Genomic DNA, 15621 nt, shown 5'->3' on the forward strand with positions numbered 1-15621 from the left:
GACCTGCTGACCGATCTGGCGCGGGCGGAGCGCTCCGGCGACCCGGCCGCCGCCGTGCGGCACATCGCGCAGGCAGTGCCCGGTCTCGACTCGGCCGGGCAGCGGTCCGCGGCTCTCAACGAGATTCCGCTGGCGCTGCTGGGCGCGGCGCCGCCTTCGGTGGTCGACGAATTGGGGCGGCTGCGCGGAAACGACGAGCTGCCGAGCGACGTCCGCGACGCGATGGACGCTCGGTACCGGTTCGCGCGGCTGCGCGAAGCCGGGTGGACGAGCGACACGGCCAGCCTTTTCCGCGACCTTCCGCAGGAGGACGCGGATCCGGAACGAGCGGCGGTCCTGCTGCACGCGGCCGCACTTGGCGGGACCGATGTGGACAGCGTGCAGGCTTGGGCGCGCAAGGTGCCCGCGGACGACGCGTTCGGCGCGGTTCCGCTGGCGGCGCACGCGCTGGCGATGGCCGACGAGTTCGGCGAAGCCGAGCGCAGGCTGCGTGCAGTGCGTGCGCTCGCGCCGGATTCGGCCGCCACCCTCATCATCGATGCGCAGTGGAGCTTCGTGCTGATGCGCTCCGGCCGCCCCAGCGAAGCCGCCGCGCTCGCGGAGCGGACCCTGCGCCGCTGCGACCCGGAATTGACCTCCGTGGTCGCGGACTGCCTCGTTACGCTGGTTTGGTCCATGTTGGACACCGGCGACCTGGTGCGCGCCGCACCGGTGCTCTCCCGGCATCGCAGCAGGAAATCCCCGGAGTGGGTGCGGTCGTTGTGCGCCGGTGCGCTCGCGGCGATCGGCGACGAAATCGAAACCGCGCTGGCGCACCTGCTGGAATGCGGCCGGGAACTGGATCGCGCGGGCTGGCGCAACCCTTGCCTGCTGCCGTGGCGCAGCTGGGTTTGCCTGCTGCAACACCGGCTCGGCCGTTCGGAAGCGGCCGCCGACGTGAGCGCCGAGGACCCTCGCCTGGCGGTGCAGTGGGGCGTGCCGAGCGGAATCGGCCGCGCCCTGCGGATGTGGGGCGCGGTCACCGACGGCGAAGCGAGCATCGACTTCTTCCGCCGCGCCCTCGACGTGCTGCGCGGCACGCCGTGCACGTTGGAATCGGCGAAAACGCACCTGCTGCTGGGGCAACGGCTTCGCGCGACAGCTCCCGCCGAAGCCGCCGAGGAAGCCGGTCGCGGCGAGCTGCTCGCCGCGGCCTGCGGCGTGCCCGGCCTGCGCTCCGCGGTGCACATCGCCGCCAACGGCGGGACGCACGCCGAGCCGACGCCCGCGGAACTGCGCATCGCCCGGCTGGTCGCCGCCGGGTTCGGCAACCAGCGCATCGCCACCGAGCTGGCGGTGAGTTCGCGGGCGGTGGAAAAGCACCTGACCCGGATCTACCGCAAGCTCGGGCTCGCCGGGCGCGCCGAACTCGCCCTGCTCGCGGCCTCCTGGGAATCGTGAGCACGGGACGGCGGGCAACCGGCCACCCGCGCAGAACGAGTTCGAGGACCGGCGCTCAGCTGCCGGGATGCCCGGTGAGTTCCAGGCTCCGCTCCCAAAGCGCCGCGCGAGCCCGCGGGTCGTAAGCCTGTTCGTGCGCCCGCGACTCGCTGGTCCGGTCGAAGTACCGGCCGGTGACCCCGGCGAGTTCGCCGTCCACCGCGAGCCTGCGGGTGGCCCGCACGCCGTCCTCGATGCTGTCGATCCGCTCCGCGGTCACGATCTTGGTCGGCATGTAGGTCGCCGGGTGCAGGCTGTTGACCACCACCTCGTCCGCGGGCAGCAGCTCGGCCAGGCTGAACCCGGACATGATCTGCGCGAGCTTGCTCTGGCAGTAGGCGCGGCCGCCGCTGTAGTCGTGCCGCAGCATCAGGTCGTCGAAGTCCAGCGCCTGCTGACCGGCCGAGGCGACGTTGACCACTCGCGACGGTCGCCCGCCTGCCCGGCCGGTTTCCCGCAGCAGCGGCAGCAGTTCCAGCGTCAGCAGGAACCCGGCCAGGTAGTTCACCGCGAACCGCAGCTCGTGGCCGTCGACGCTGGTGGCCCGTTCGCGCCCGCCCGGTCCGCTCGCGCCGATCCCGGCGTTGCTGATCAGCACGTCGAGCCGGTCGGTCGCGCCGCGCACCGTCTGGGCCAGTTCCCGGACCTGCGCGAGCTCGGCCATGTCGGCGACCGCGGTGCGCGGGCGCTCGCCGTGCTCGCGGTGGAGCTGCTCTGCGACGGACGCGAGTTTGTCCGGGTCGCGGCCGTGCAGCAGCAGCCGTGCGCCTTCGGCGGCGAGCCGTTGCGCCAGCGCGTGCCCGAGGCCGTCGGTGGCACCGGTCAGCAGGATCGTCGGGCGTTCGGTCATCGGCCGTCGCGCTCCTCGGTGTCTTCGGTCGATCTCGTCGCGGCACCCGCGCCGTGGTGATGGGGGACGCGGAGATCGCTTGCCGTTCAAGGCTGGCACACCGAGCTTCCGCGGTCAGCCGGTGAACTCCGCGCCCAGCTGCGTCCGCGGCTGCGAGCCCACGGGTGTACCGGCCGCGGTGCCCGGGTAGACCCGGAATGAGGAGATCGCGGCCTCGGCCGACCGGGGCCGCACGCCGACGTGGCGACTCAGGAGGTTCACGACCATGACCACGGCACGCGAGATGATGACCGCAGGCGCGAAGTGCGTGAACACGGAACAGACGGCCGCGGACGCGGCGCGCATCATGGGCGATCTCGGGGTCGGGGGCCTGCCGATCTGCGGCAAGGACGACAAGATCAAGGGCGTGGTAACCGACCGCGACCTGGTGGTCAAGGTGCTGAGCCAGGGCCGCGACGCGGGCGCTTTCCCCGCGGGCGACCTGAACCAGGCCGAAGCCGCCACGGTGGGTGCCGACGACACCGCCGAGGACGTGCTGGCCACGATGCGGCACTACAAGGTGCGCAGGCTCCCGGTGATCGACCAGCAGCGCCTGGTCGGCATGGTCACGCTGTCCGACGTGGCCAAGGCACTGCCGCACCACGAGGTCGGGGATCTGGTGGAGACGCTGTCCACGGCGTGAGCCACCGGAAACCGCCGGTTCGGCCGGGCCGATCGGCCGTTGGGAAACCCGCCGGGTCATGCACCCGGCGGGTTCTTCATGCGCAGGCCGTTCAGCCAGCCCCGCAGTTCGCGGGGCGGATGCTCACCCGCGGGGCGCCAGTTCGCCCATCTTCGACCAGCCCTCGCCCGGCACCTCGGTGTTGATGATGTCCGGGGTCTTCGTGATCACGTCCGGGATCCAGGACATCGCGGTCTTGAAGTGCTCCGAGTTGACGTGCTCCGAACCCGCCTCCTGCGAGGCGAAACCTTCGGTGAGCACGAAGGTGTTCGGGTCGTCCACGCTGCGCGCCCAGTCGAAGAACAGGTTGCCCGGTTCGGCGCGGGTGGCCTGCGTGAACTCGTCGACCAGCGTGAGCCATTCCTCCGCGCGGTCGGGGCGGATGCTGAACTTGACGACGATGAAGATCACGCGGGCTCCTCGGTTTCGGCCGGTCACGACACCCAGATGATGGCCGCCGCGGGACAGCGGAGGGAACCGCCGTTGTCACATCCTGATAAGGCGCCGTCGCCGGAGGCAGCACGCCGCCCGGGCTGAATGATCCTCGCGCAGCCGCTGATCGGCGTAGTGGCCGCGAGTGACCGAGCCACTACCGTTCGGAGGTGACGGCGCACCCGGCAGGGAGGACCCAGCGTGCGTGAGATCGGCGAAATCGTCCGCACGATGCCGAAAGTCGAACTGCACGTGCACCTGGAAGGCACCCTCGAACCGGAGCTGAAGCTGCGGCTGGCCGAGCGCAACGGCATCCCGTTCCCGTTCGAAACCGTCGAGCAGGTGCGCGCCGGCTACCGGTTCCACGACCTGCCCTCGTTCCTGACCGGCTACTACGAGGGCATGGACGTGCTGCGCACCGAGGCGGACTTCTACGACCTGACCGCCGCGTACCTGCGGCGCGCGGCGGGCGAAGGGGTCCGGTACGCGGAGGTCTTCTTCGACCCGCAGGCGCACACCGCCCGCGGAATCCCGTTCGGCACCGTGCTGCGCGGCATCCGCCGCGCGCAGCTCGACGCCGCGCGCCGCCACGACCTGCACGCGCAGCTGGTGATGTGCTTCCTGCGCGATCACGAGCCCGGCTACGCGATGGCGACGCTGCTGGAATCGTTGCCGTACAAGGAATGGATCGTCGGCGTGGGGCTGGACTCCGACGAGCGCGGGAACCCGCCGCGCAAGTTCGCCGAGGTGTTCCGGCGGGCGCGGCAGGAGGGCTACCTGCTCACCGCGCACTGCGACATCGACCAGCAGGACTCGGTCGAGCACATCCGGCAGTGCCTGCACGAGATCGGAGTGGACCGCATCGACCACGGCAGCAACGTCCTGGAATCCCCGGAACTGGTCGCCGAGGCGCAGCGGCGCGGCACCGGGTTCACCACCTGCCCGGTGTCGAACAGCTGGGTGAACGGCGGCGGGACGAAGGCCGACGAGATCGGGCGGATGCTGGCCGCGGAGCTCGCGGTGACGGTGAACTCGGACGATCCGGCGTACTTCGGCGCCTACCTCACCGACAACCTGCTGGCGCTGCACGCCGAACTCGAACTCGCCCCCGCCGACCTGGTCCGGCTACAGCTCAACGCCGTGCGGGCGAGCTGGGCGCCGCTGTCGATCAAGGACCGGCTCACCACCGCTCTGCGCGCCGAGTACTGACCCGCGCGAGCGTCGGAGCGAACGACTCCTCGGATATCCGTTGCGGCGAACGATCTCCGCGCGATCCCGGCTGATCGAGTGGCGTGCCCGCGGTTCCGAGGCGAGCGCGGCGAATCACGGAACCGGCACCGCCCGGTGCACCGCGATCGCGGTGACCGTGCGGCGGCAGACCTTGCCGGTGGGGGCCAGCGGCAACTCCGGGAGCACCACCAACGCTTCCGGCAGCTTCCGCCGCTCCAGCCCCCGGGCCTGCAGGAACGCGGTGAGCGCGGGCAGCTGCAGTTCGGCCGAGCCTGCGGCGAGGCTCACGCACGCGCACAACCGTTCACCCAGGTCGTCGTCCGGCACGGCGACGCAGGCGACGTCGACGATCGCCGGGTGCGCGCGGATCTCCAGCTCCACCTCGGCCGGGCTGATGTTGTGGCCGCCGCGGACCACGACCTGCTTGAGCCGGCCCAGCACGTGCAGCCTGCCCTGCCCGTCGAGCACGCCCCGGTCGCCGCTGCGCACCCACCCGTCGCGGGTGCGGTAGCGGGCGTCGAGGTCGGGTGCGGCGACGTAGCTCAGCGGGGTCATCGGCCCGCGCGCGCAGATCTCACCCGGGTCGCCCGGCGGCAGCGGACGACCGTCCGGGGCGACGATCCGCAGCTGCGCGACCGCCGGATCGGGCAGGCCCGCGCTGCCGTCGAGGCCCGTGCGCGCGGTGTGGCAGTTGATGCCGTCCGAGGAGCCGTAGACGCTGATCACGCGGGCTCGCAGGCGTCGCGCGCACGCGTCGGCGGTGACTTCCGAAAGCGGCGCCGAGCTGGAAACGACGGTGCGCAGGCACGTGTTGTCCTCGTCCGGGCCCGGCGGGTGCTCGGCCAGGCGGCGCAGCATGGTCGGTACGCCGAACAAGTGCGTCGGGCGGTGCTCGCGCACCAGCCGCAGCGCGGTCACCGGGTCGAAGCGGTCCATGAGCACCAGCGTCGAGCCGAGCGCTGCGATGCTCACGTGCGTCGCGCAGGAACCGTACGAGGACGACAGCGGCATCATCATCAACGCGCGGACCGGGTCGGAGCCGTCGTGCAGCGCCCGGACGTAGTTGGCGCGGCCACCGGCCATCGCGTCGTGCGAGTAGGCGATCATCTTCGGTTCGGCTTCGGACCCGGAGGTGACCAGGATCCGGACCGGTGCCTCGGGATCGATCGCGGGCGGTTGCCAGGCACCGGCGGGTGCGGTGTCCAGCGACCTCGGGCCGTCCTCGCCCGCGCCGAAGGTCCGCACCACCCGCAGGTCCGGCAGGCAGGTGGTTCCGTCGGCGTCCGAAGTGGACCCGAACACGGCCGCTGCGGCGCGGGATTTCCCGAGCAGTGCCGCGGTGTCGCGGATTCCGCGGCCCGCGGGGTAGGGCAGCGCCACCGCGCCGATCGCGGCGACCGCGAGTTCGGTCACCACTGCGCGCCAGCCGTTGGGCAGCCGGATGCCGACGATGTCGCGGTCCCGCACGCCCGCGGCCGTCAGCGCCGAGGCGATGCGGCGCACTTCCCGGTCCAGCGCGGCGTAGTCGAGGGTGCGCTCGTCGTCGATGACCGCTTCGCGCCGCGGGTGTGCGTCGACCCGCGCGCGGAACAGCGTGTAGAGGTCGCGGCCGGGGCAGTGGCCGTCGCGGACCCACCGGCGGCGTGCTTCGGACGGTACGAGGTCGCGGATCTCCGTGCCGCTGCGCGATGTCCAGGTCACGAGAACTCCCAGGGGGTGCGGACGTAGGTGTGGCCGTCGTGGCCGAGCGCGTGGCGGAATCGTGGATCGGCCGCGAGTTCCGCGAGATCCGTGCACACCGGCGCCACGGGCGGACCTGCATCGGCGCAGCGGGAAACCAGCGCTTCCGTCGGCATCTCCCGCCGGTCCGCGAAGTCCGAGGTGGATCCTTCGGGGAGCACGGAGAAACCATCTCGGGTCCGATGCAGACGACGATCGGTGCGGTGCCGCGGCACGACTCCGGCCGCGGACAGCAGCGAAGTGTCCACTCTGGACCCTGAGCCGGTGCGCAGCCGCCGCAGCAGTGCGGCCAGCACTCCCTGCGCGCACACCAGGCCACCCAGCACGTCGGTCAGCGTCATCAACGACGGCGCCGCCGGTTTCGAGATCGCGGCGGCCAGGCCGCTGTGGGCTTGCACCAGGAAATCCGTGCCGAGCGGTGGATCCGTGCCCATCGCCGAGCCCCATCCGGAGGCCCACGCGTAGACGAGCCCGGGGCTGCTGCTCGCGAGGTCTTGCGCATCGAGCCCGAGCTGCGCTGCTTTTCCGGGAGCCCAGTTGTGCAAGAACACGTCCGCCTCCGCGACGAGCTCGCGCAGCCCGCGGCATCCGCCCGGAGTCTTCAGGTCCAGTTCGACCACGCGCTTTCCGGCGTTCAACGCCAAGTACCGGGCGGATCGATCGCGCACCATCGGCGGAACCCCGCGCATCGGATCGCCGCCCGGTGGCTCGATGCGCACCACGTCCGCGCCCAGCATCCGCAGCACGTGCCCGGCGGCCGGTCCCTGCACCCGGCGGGTCGACTCGACCACCACGATCCCGTCGAGCGGCAAGGCACCGGGAGGTGGCAACCGGTGAGGCTGCGATCCCGGCAGGTGGGTGAGCGTGCAGGCAGGCAGATCCATCGGGCCGGTGGGTTCGTCGCGGACCGGGAGCACGCTGATCCCCGTTTTCTCGGCAGCCGTGCGGATTTCGGCGTGCGTGGCGGCACCCACGGCATCGTGCAGTGCCGCGGGAAGGCCGCAGGTGGCGGTGGCGAAGCGTTGCTGGAACGGCCACCAGCCTCGGGCGATCGCGGAGTCCGCGGCGCCGAGTGCGCGCCAGAACCGCTGCCAGGCCTCGGCGTTGAGCGTCTCCACCTCGATTCGCACACCGTCCGCTGTCGTGAACGGAGGGCGCAGACCGGCCCGAACCTCCTCGGGTGGGTCGTCTGCCGTGGCGGCGGCCAGGTATTGCTGCACGCTCAGCAGCGCCGCTTGCGCGACGGAAGTGCGCACCGAGTTCACCCGAGCGCCGCGTGCTCGGGCGATCGTGGCGGCCAGAACTCCTTGTGCGGCAAGGACTCCGGCCACGGTCGAAGCGTAGTCGACCGCCAGCGGCACCGGGCGTCCCGCAGCACGGCCATGTACGTGCATGATCCCGCAGGCGGCTTGCACCGATGCTTCGTCGTGCAACGGCAGTTGAACCGGGCCGGACCAATCCACCACGCATTCCACGTCCGGATCGGACAATTCGAGTGCGTCCAGCTGTCCCGCCGCCACGGCCGACGCGACGTCGGGAGCCGTCGGCGGCGCGCTCATGCGTGCACCTTCCGCCCGTGCACCGAGTACATCACGCTGGACGATGCCCGGAAGTCCGGCGCACGCACCAGATCCCGCAACTCGTCGAGCTCGTCCTCGGACATTCCTGCCGCGAGCAGCCCGTCGCGCAGCTGCCTGGTGTGGTTCGCCAGCAGCTCCAGGTCGGCGGAACCCGGTCGGCGGACCTGGACGTACGGCTGCGGGTCGATGCCGACCAAACCGGCTTCCCGCATCGCCGCCGCGATCCGCCGCCCGCACTTCGGGTCCACACCGGACGAACGCATCACGAATTCCTTGGCGGCGAGGAACTTCTCGTACAGCCGCGCGGCGGGCTCGTCCGGGGCCAGCAGCAGCGGCTCGTACGAGGTGTCGAACTCGTCGACCTGCAACCAGCCGCCCGGTTTCAACGTGCGCACCAGCTTGTTCAGCACCTGCTGCCGCTGCGGCAGGTGGCGCAGCACCAAGCGGGCCACGATCAGATCGAAACCGGCCTCCGGCAACGGATCCACGGCCACGTCATGGGTCGCGACGCGCAGCCCCGGGCGCGATTCGAGCGGGCCAGGGCGGATGTCGGTGGCCAGCACCGTCCCGGTCGGAGCGACGCGCTCGGCCAGCCACAGCGCGATACTGCCGCCGCCGCAGCCCACGTCCAGGCAGTCCCAACCGTCGGTGACACCGGTCGAGGCGAGGCGGTCCGAGGTCATCGGGTCGTGCGCCCGCGCCAGCAGCCGATTCTGCTCGGTGCGGTGCTGTTCGCCGAAGACGTAGGAATCCGAGATCGTCATCGCTAGGTCCACCTGCCCGAACCGGCCGTGTCGGTGCTGCCGGTGAGCTGTTCGAGCAGTTCCAGCCTGCGCACCTTACCGGTGCCGGTACGCGGAACGCGGTCCCAGGTCAACGTGACCGGCTCCTGCATCGGCGGCAGGCCACGGGTCGCACGCCGCCACGCGGCGCCGGAAAGCCGTCCGTCCACGGTGACCACCACGGGAAGCGGCGGTGCGTCGGGCCTGCCGAGCACGACGCACTCCTGCGCGACCGGTAGCCGGTCCTCCAGCACGTCTTCGGTTTCCAGGCAGCTCAGCTCCGGAACCCGGTCGACCTCCCGATCCAGCAGCAGCACGGACCCGGTGCGGGTGCGCATCCCGATGTCGCCGGTGTTCCACCAGTCGCCGTGCCGCTTCGCGGCCCAGCGCCCGGATTCCCCCGCGTAGTCCTGGCAGCGGGCTGCGGTGCGCGCCAGCACGAGGCCGGGCCGCCCGCGCCGCACCGGCTCGAAGGTGTCCGGGTCGACAACACGCAGCCGCGTCTTGAACGGAACCGGCCTGCCCACGTCCCGGGTCTTGCCGCAGCCCGGGGAATCGTGCAGCGAACGGCGGGTGTGGAACCGGAACGTCAACGGTCCCGTCTCCGTCTGCCCCCACCCCTGCATCCACACCGGACCACGTCGCGCGGTCGCACCGAGGTAGGCGCGGATGGTCGGCGGGTGCACCGCGTCGTAAGTGCTGATGAACAACCGTGTTCTGCGGAACGGGTTGTCCAATCGGTCGGTCAGCGGGCGGAAGCGGACGTAGGTCGAGGGCAGCGCCTCGACGATGGTCGGCGGATGCGCGCGCAGCAGCGGGTCCGCGCGGTCCGGGTCCTGGTCGCCGAGCACCACGAGCTCGCGCGGCGCCATGCTCATCACCACCCCGGTCCAGCAGAACGTGCGCCCGTGGGCGAAGGAATTGGCGTTGAGCACCGTGTCGTCCCGGCCCACACCGATCTTCGGCAGCGGCATGGCCTCGAACCGCGCCAATTCACCGACCATCGTGCGGGTGGAATGCACCACTAGCTTCGGTACTCCGGTCGTCCCGGAGGTGTGGTTGATGATCAGCGGTGCGTCCCCGTCGCGGCGGCGCGGCGCGGGGGCGTCCTGGCCGTGCAGTTCGGACAAGCTCGCCGTTCCCGGAACCGCCGCGCCCGGATCGTCCCCGTCCAGCACGACGGTGCTGCGGGCGAACGCGACCAAGTCCGTGCCCTGCGCACCGGCGGCCCCGAGCACCGCGGAAGTGCTCACCAGCACCGCCGGTTCGAGCCGTTTGAGCAGCAACTCCACCGAATCCGGCGGCAGCTGCGCGGAAAGCTGCGCGGGAACGGCACCCAGCCGGATCGCCGCGCAGGCCAGCAGGTCGTAGTCCCAGTGGTTCTCCTTGACGATCGCCACCCGATCGCCGCGGCCCGCCCCGGCGGCCGCCAGCCAGCCCGCGGCCTGCCGCACCAGGACGGCCAGGTCCGGGGCTTCGTAGCAGGTACCGCCCTGCGGTGCGATGTCGAAGGGGCGGTCCAGGTGCACCCGCGGTGAGTCGCGCCGGTCCGCGCACTCGTCGAAGAGAACACCCATGTCGTGCGGTTTCAACGCCAGTTCCTTTCCGGGAGTGCGGGATGGATCGCGGTCAGGCTCGTTGCGGCGCAACGGTTTGCGGCCGGCCGCGCAGGCGGCTCAAGGTGCGGGAGGCGGCGAGCGCACCGGCGCGCACCGCCCCTTCGGACGCCGGACGTTGCATCACCCAGTCCCCGGCGTAATCGACGGAACGGAGCGGGCGTGCCATGAACCTCGGCCGCCGGTGCAGCGCCGCCGGAGCGGCCTCCGGCAGGCCGTGCCGGTACCGGTGCACGAAGTTGCGCCGGTTCGCGGCGGGCAGTTCGGGCAGGTAGCGCGCGGCCGCGTGCGTCAGCCGCGCCACGACGACGTCGTCGGGAGCGTCCACAAGGGAGTGCGTGAGGTCGGCGGCGGGCATCAGCGTCAGCAGGCCCTTGCCCGCCGGTGCCCGCCCCGGATGCTTCTGGTGGTCGAAGAGGATCGCGGACAGTACGTCCTCCTCGACCTCCGGAGTCAGCAGCGCGTACGCACCCGCGCCCGCGGGCGCCAGCGGCCGGTCCAGCAGGCAGCTCACCTTCAGCGCGGGCCGGAACGTGCAGGCCGAGAGGTAGGCAGACTCGTCCTCCGGCGGGTTCGCGTGCAGCATCGCCGCCACCGGCGCGGGTACGCACAGCAGCACCGAGCGCGCCGTCACGGTGTCCGATGTGGTCAGCAGGGTGGCCGATGCGCGCTCCGCGACGACCTCCTGCACCGCGCAGCCGGTCGCCACGTCCAGGTCGGCCGCCAGCAGGCGCGCCAAGGTGTCCATGCCGTCGCGGTACGTTCGCCAGCTCGACGCGTCGCCGACCGCGAGCAGGAGTCCGATCAGGACAGCCGCCGCGGAGCGCTCCGTGTTCCAGCCGAAGAACGTGCCCGCGACCGGTTGCAGCAGGTAGTCGTGCAGGTCCCGGTGGTAGCGGCGGGCGAACTCGGCGACGGTCGTGCCGCGCAGCGGGGAACGCTCCGGGTGGTCGGTGTCGAACCAAGCGCGCCGCCGGCGCGCCCACAGCTGGAACCGGGCCAGATCCAGCCGAGCCCGCGGCGTCAGTCCGGCACCGGTGAGCATGCCGCGCGGTTCGGCGACTCCGGGCCGCGCCAGCCCATCGCGCCACACCGCAACCGGGCCGCCGAGGACCGGGACGTCGTCGAGCCGCACGCCCATCCGCTCCAGCAACCGCCACGTCGCGCGGTATCCGTGCGGCGATATCTGCTCCGCGCCGGTGTCCACCGTGTACCCATCCTGCCGGAACGAGGTGGTGCGACCGCCGACTTGCGGCTCCGACTCGAAAACCCGGACCGCGAGCCCGGCCCGGCGCAGCTCGGTGGCCGCGGCCAGCCCGGCCAATCCCGCGCCGACGACCGCGACGTCCAGATCCGTGCTCATACCGACCCAGCCAGCAGGTTCGCCAGCACCAGCAGCGCCACGCTGGTGCGGTGCACCGAGAATCCGAGCTTGCGGGCGCGCATCGTCTCGCCGCGCCGGAAACCCAGGTGGAACTGACGAGCCCGCAGCGCCGTGGCGGGCAGCATCAGCAGCACGAACCACCCCGGCGCGGCTCCGGTGGCCGAGGCGACCGCGCCGATCAGGAACTCGCCCAGCGAAAGCGCGCCGATGAACGCCACGTTGCCGCGCACCGAGGTCAGCGCGGCCACCGTCCACCGGCCCACGCCCCGGTCGCCATCGACGTCGTTGGTGTTGGAGTACACGCCGAACATCAGCACGCCCATGCCGAACAGCACGGCCTGCGCGCAGAGGAACCCGGAGAACCGGCCGGTCGCCAGCGCGTGCGGCGCCAGCACCAGCACCGCGCCCAGCGCCACCAGGAACGCCTCCTGGAAACCGCGGTAGCTGAGCTTGAGACCGTAGGAGTACTGCAGCGCGAACACCCAAGTCACCGCGATCATCGCGACCGTCCACATCGGAGCGTGCGGGGACACCGCGATCGCAGCGGTCCACAGCAGACCCCCGGCCACGGCGGTGAGCCAGCCGAACTGCAACGCCTCCGGCACCGTCAACGTGCCCGCGACCAGCGGCTTGCGCAGCTTCTTGCGCAGCGGATCGTCCGGCCCGTAGTTGACCAGGTCGCTGCCGTCGCGGAAGCCGGTCACGTCGTCGAACGCGACCAGCGCGACGACCGTGCCGACCTCGCCGAGCAGGAACAGCAGCAGCATCGGCAGCGTCCCCGGCGCCGCGGGCGCCATCAGCACGGCCGAAGCAGCCACCAGGATGCTCAGGTAGTAGTCGTAGATGTCCAGGTTGCCCAGCCGGGTGTAGCTGCGCGCCTTGCTCTCCGGCCGGGTGGCGCGCGTTCCGGCGGACACGGTGGGCAGCGTCATGATTCGGCGATCTCCTGGTGGGCGGCGAACTCGCGTACCGCGTCGGCGACGCGGGTCACGTCGGTGTCGGACAGGTGCGGGTGGATCGGCAGCGCCAGGATCCGGGCGCTGGCGCGTTCGGCGTTCGGCCAGCTCTGCTCCGCAGCGGCGTACGGAGCGAACGCGACCTGACGCGGCAGCGGCAGCGGGTAGTACACGTGCGAGCCGATGCCGCGCGCGGCCAAGTGCTCGCGCAGCCCGTCCCGGTCGTCGGCTTGCAGGCAGTACACGTAGTAGCAGCGGCCGTTGCGCCCGGGCGGCGGTGCCACGACGCCCCGGTCAGCCAGCGCGGCGAACCGCTCGGTGTAGTGCTCGGCGATCTCGGCGCGGCGGCGCAGGCGGTCGGCGAAACCGGCGTGCCGGTGCAGCTGGAACGCCGCCTGGATCTCGTCGAACCGGCTGTTGGTGCCGATCTCCGCGTAGACGAAGCGCTCCCGCTGCCCGTGGTTGCGCAGCAGCCGCACGCGCCTGCCCAGCTCGGCATCGCGGGTGACGACCGCACCTCCCTCACCCGGCATCCCGAACGATTTGACCTGCACGAACGAGAAAACTCCCGCGTCGCCCCAGAGTCCGGCGGGCACGCCGTCGAGCACCGCGCCCTGCGCCACCGCGGAATCCTCCAGCAGCCGCACGCCCCACTTGTCCGCCAGCTCGGCGAACCGGGGCATGTCCGCCATCACGGAGAACATGTGCGCGGGCATGATCGCCTTGGTGCGGTGGTTGATCAGCGGCTCCACGGCGTCCGGGTCGGCCACCATGGTCCGCGGGTCGACGTCCGCGAACACCGGCATCGCTCCCACCGAGACCACGGAGGACGCCAGCGGCGCGCAGCCGAACGCCGGCACCACCACCTCGTCGCCGGGGCCGACGTCCATCGCCCGCAGGACCAGCCCGAGCGCGGCGGTTCCGCTGCCGCAGGCGACCACATCGGACGCACCCAGCGATTCCCGCAGCAATTCCTCGAACGCGGCGGTGTGCTCGCCGAGGATGAACTTCTGCTCCGGCGCGCGCCCGATCTCGCGCAGCAGGTCGAGCAGCACCTTGCGGTCCGCTTCGAACAGATCGGGCGGGAAGAACGGCAGATCCCGGTTCATCGCGCGCTCCTCGCTGTGCAGAACTCGCTGACCGCAGCGCACACCCGGTCCAGTTCCCGGATGGACAGATCCGGGTAGAGCGGAAGGGCGAGCGCGCGTTCCGCCGCGGCTTCGGCGCGGGGAAAATCACCGGGCCGGTGGCCGAGTTCGCGGAAACAGGGCTGCAGGTGCAGCGGAACCGGGTCGTAGGTTTCGGTGCCGATTCCGCGTTCGGTCAGGTGCGCGATCAAATCGTCCCGGCCTTCCACTTCGATCAGGTAGACGTAGAAAACCGCGCCGGAACCCGGTCCGGAGTCGACAACCCGGGGCAGGGCGACGATTCCCGGCAGTCCGGAAAGCCTTTCCCGGTAAGCCGCCGCCAGCCGGGCGCGGCGCGCGATGTCGTCGTCCAGCCGGTTCAGCTTCGCCAGCAGCACCGCGGCCTGGATGTCGTCCATCTTGCTGTTGGTGCCGACCAGCGCGGTCTCGGTGGAGATGCCGGGGAAGTTGTCCACGGTGCGGCCGAACCGGCCGTGGTGGCGCAGCCCGGACACCAGCTCGGCCACCCGGGCGTCGTCGGTGAGCACCGCCCCCGCGTCGCCCAGCGCGCCCAGCGTCTTGGTGGGGAAGAACGACAGCACTCCGCCGAGCCCGTGCAGTCCGGCGTGCACGCCGACCTGGCGCATCCCGATCGCTTCGGCGCTGTCCTCCAGCACCGTGAGGCCGTGTCGCGCGGCGGCGCGGGACAGCGCGCTCATCTGCGCCATCTGGCAGAACAGGTGCGCGGGCAGCACGAATCGCGTGTGCGTACCGGCAACGCGGTCCACTTCGGACGGATCGAGTGCGTAGGTCACCGGGTCGATGTCGGCGAACACCGGGCGCCCCCCGGCCAGCACCACGGAGGTGGCGGTGGACACGAACGAATAGGCGGGCACCACGACCTCGTCACCGGGCTGGAGCCCGGCGGCGCGCAGCAGCAGCACGAGCGCGTCGGTGCCGCTGTTGACGGCGACGGCGAAGCGGGCGCCGGTGTAGTCGGCCAGCCGGCGCTCCAGCTCGGCCACCTGCCTGCCGTGCGAGAACTTGCCGTTGTCGAAGACCTCCTCGACCCGCGCGCTGATCTGCGGCCACAGCTGGTCGAAGGTACGGGCCTGGGTGAAGAAGGGAATCGGCGCGGGACCGGCCGGGGCCGGTAATTCCTCCCGCGCCCCTGCGGAATCCGCGCCGCGGGACACGATGACCACGCTCCTGTGGATTGGGCTGCTGTGGACTGGCGCGCTCGAAACCGTGCGGTTTTCGAGCCCTTCGGTTTCGAGCTGGGGTTTTTCGAGCTGGGGTTTCCAGGGTTTCCGATCCCCGTCCGTTCCGGTGTCGGGTATAGGAGTCATTTGCGCCCGCGGGTCATTCCGGCGGCGGACTCAGGCGGAGATCTTCGGCCGGAGAACCTAGCCGAACGCGCCGATCGGCCGAAAGAACATCCGCCGTTTCCGAGCATCTTTCACTCTTTCCGGTGATCGTCTGCGTGAAGTGCTCCCACCCCGCCCATGGATCCGGAAACGGCAATCCGCTAGTGTCCCCCGCGGCCGCGCACCGAACGGTGCGCTCGCAGGGAAAAGCCATTCCGTGCGGCCATTCCTGCTTGCGTCCACAACGGACGAAAACGGTTCCGAAAAGGACGGAGCGCCGATGCTGCACACACTCGTGGCCGGACTCGGCCGCGCGGGAGCCGGACTGCACCTGCGGGTGCTGGCCAAGGCCCGCGC

Annotated in this window: 14 protein-coding genes; 3 read left to right on the forward strand and 11 right to left on the reverse strand. The window is 71.4% G+C overall.

Annotated elements, in window-relative coordinates; translation table 11 throughout:
• On the forward strand, positions 1-1440 hold a 1440-nt coding region (locus tag IJH84_RS02330; protein ID WP_295139685.1), incomplete at its 5' end, for a helix-turn-helix transcriptional regulator.
• 55 nt (positions 1441-1495) lie between these two features.
• Here IJH84_RS02330 and IJH84_RS02335 read toward each other — a convergent pair.
• Together IJH84_RS02335 and IJH84_RS02340 are read right to left on the reverse strand one after the other, a co-directional pair.
• Positions 1496-2329, reverse strand: a complete 834-nt coding sequence (locus IJH84_RS02335) for an SDR family NAD(P)-dependent oxidoreductase (protein WP_295139687.1) — start codon at positions 2327-2329, stop codon at positions 1496-1498.
• A gap of 114 nt (positions 2330-2443) precedes the next feature.
• Positions 2444-2590 carry a hypothetical protein gene (locus tag IJH84_RS02340; protein ID WP_295139689.1) on the reverse strand — a complete coding sequence of 49 codons (147 nt, stop codon included), beginning with the start codon at positions 2588-2590 and terminating at the stop codon, positions 2444-2446.
• Between the two features lie 4 nt (positions 2591-2594).
• Between IJH84_RS02340 and IJH84_RS02345 the strand changes: the two genes are divergently transcribed.
• The gene (locus IJH84_RS02345) at positions 2595-3011 is read left to right on the forward strand and encodes a CBS domain-containing protein (RefSeq protein ID WP_295139691.1); all 417 of its coding nucleotides are present in this window, start codon (positions 2595-2597) and stop codon (positions 3009-3011) included.
• 123 nt (positions 3012-3134) lie between these two features.
• Here the strand turns inward: IJH84_RS02345 and IJH84_RS02350 are convergent, their stop codons facing one another.
• Positions 3135-3461 carry a putative quinol monooxygenase gene (locus IJH84_RS02350; protein WP_295139693.1) on the reverse strand — a complete coding sequence of 109 codons (327 nt, stop codon included), beginning with the start codon at positions 3459-3461 and terminating at the stop codon, positions 3135-3137.
• A 222-nt stretch (positions 3462-3683) separates the two neighbouring features.
• On the opposite strand from IJH84_RS02350, the gene add reads away from it, so the two are divergent.
• Entirely contained in the window at positions 3684-4691 is a 1008-nt protein-coding gene (gene add, locus IJH84_RS02355) for an adenosine deaminase (RefSeq protein WP_295139695.1), read from the forward strand.
• 114 nt (positions 4692-4805) lie between these two features.
• Here the strand turns inward: add and IJH84_RS02360 are convergent, their stop codons facing one another.
• Genes IJH84_RS02360 through IJH84_RS02395 form a run of 8 tightly spaced genes read right to left on the reverse strand, consistent with a single transcriptional unit; the run spans position 4806 to position 15027 of the window.
• Positions 4806-6413: a class I adenylate-forming enzyme family protein gene (locus IJH84_RS02360; RefSeq protein ID WP_295139697.1), complete on the reverse strand. Its 1608-nt coding sequence runs from the start codon at positions 6411-6413 to the stop codon at positions 4806-4808.
• Complete coding sequence (locus IJH84_RS02365) at positions 6410-8011, reverse strand: CoA transferase (protein WP_295139699.1); 1602 nt, start codon at positions 8009-8011, stop codon at positions 6410-6412. Before IJH84_RS02365 ends, IJH84_RS02360 begins: the two co-directional genes overlap by 4 nt.
• Positions 8008-8796 carry a methyltransferase gene (locus IJH84_RS02370; RefSeq protein ID WP_295139701.1) on the reverse strand — a complete coding sequence of 263 codons (789 nt, stop codon included), beginning with the start codon at positions 8794-8796 and terminating at the stop codon, positions 8008-8010. The genes IJH84_RS02365 and IJH84_RS02370 overlap by 4 nt, the downstream gene beginning before the upstream one ends.
• Before the next feature lie 2 nt (positions 8797-8798).
• On the reverse strand, positions 8799-10391 hold the full coding sequence (locus IJH84_RS02375; protein WP_295139710.1) for a class I adenylate-forming enzyme family protein: 1593 nt from the start codon (positions 10389-10391) through the stop codon (positions 8799-8801).
• Between the two features lie 52 nt (positions 10392-10443).
• Complete coding sequence (locus tag IJH84_RS02380; RefSeq protein WP_295139703.1) at positions 10444-11793, reverse strand: FAD-dependent oxidoreductase; 1350 nt, start codon at positions 11791-11793, stop codon at positions 10444-10446.
• On the reverse strand, positions 11790-12746 hold the full coding sequence (locus tag IJH84_RS02385; protein ID WP_295139705.1) for a UbiA family prenyltransferase: 957 nt from the start codon (positions 12744-12746) through the stop codon (positions 11790-11792). The genes IJH84_RS02380 and IJH84_RS02385 overlap by 4 nt, the downstream gene beginning before the upstream one ends.
• Positions 12743-13879, reverse strand: coding sequence for a DegT/DnrJ/EryC1/StrS aminotransferase family protein (locus IJH84_RS02390; protein ID WP_295139707.1), 1137 nt, complete (start codon positions 13877-13879; stop codon positions 12743-12745). Before IJH84_RS02390 ends, IJH84_RS02385 begins: the two co-directional genes overlap by 4 nt.
• Positions 13876-15027 (reverse strand): DegT/DnrJ/EryC1/StrS aminotransferase family protein, encoded by a 1152-nt coding sequence (locus IJH84_RS02395; RefSeq protein ID WP_295139712.1) that lies wholly within the window; start codon positions 15025-15027, stop codon positions 13876-13878. Before IJH84_RS02395 ends, IJH84_RS02390 begins: the two co-directional genes overlap by 4 nt.
• Between the last annotated feature and the right edge of the window lie 594 nt (positions 15028-15621).

This window comes from Saccharopolyspora sp. (assembly GCF_017434145.1).
Taxonomy (GTDB): domain Bacteria; phylum Actinomycetota; class Actinomycetes; order Mycobacteriales; family Pseudonocardiaceae; genus Saccharopolyspora_C; species Saccharopolyspora_C galaxeae.

Coding starts and splice junctions, on each gene's coding strand:
- IJH84_RS02365 (WP_295139699.1), bottom strand. CDS start 8,011: ATGAGCGCGCCGCCGACGGCTCCCGACGTCGCGTCGGCCGTGGCGGCG.
- IJH84_RS02370 (WP_295139701.1), bottom strand. CDS start 8,796: ATGACGATCTCGGATTCCTACGTCTTCGGCGAACAGCACCGCACCGAG.
- IJH84_RS02335 (WP_295139687.1), bottom strand. CDS start 2,329: ATGACCGAACGCCCGACGATCCTGCTGACCGGTGCCACCGACGGCCTC.
- IJH84_RS02385 (WP_295139705.1), bottom strand. CDS start 12,746: ATGACGCTGCCCACCGTGTCCGCCGGAACGCGCGCCACCCGGCCGGAG.
- IJH84_RS02390 (WP_295139707.1), bottom strand. CDS start 13,879: ATGAACCGGGATCTGCCGTTCTTCCCGCCCGATCTGTTCGAAGCGGAC.
- IJH84_RS02380 (WP_295139703.1), bottom strand. CDS start 11,793: ATGAGCACGGATCTGGACGTCGCGGTCGTCGGCGCGGGATTGGCCGGG.
- IJH84_RS02375 (WP_295139710.1), bottom strand. CDS start 10,391: ATGGGTGTTCTCTTCGACGAGTGCGCGGACCGGCGCGACTCACCGCGG.
- IJH84_RS02345 (WP_295139691.1), top strand. CDS start 2,595: ATGACCACGGCACGCGAGATGATGACCGCAGGCGCGAAGTGCGTGAAC.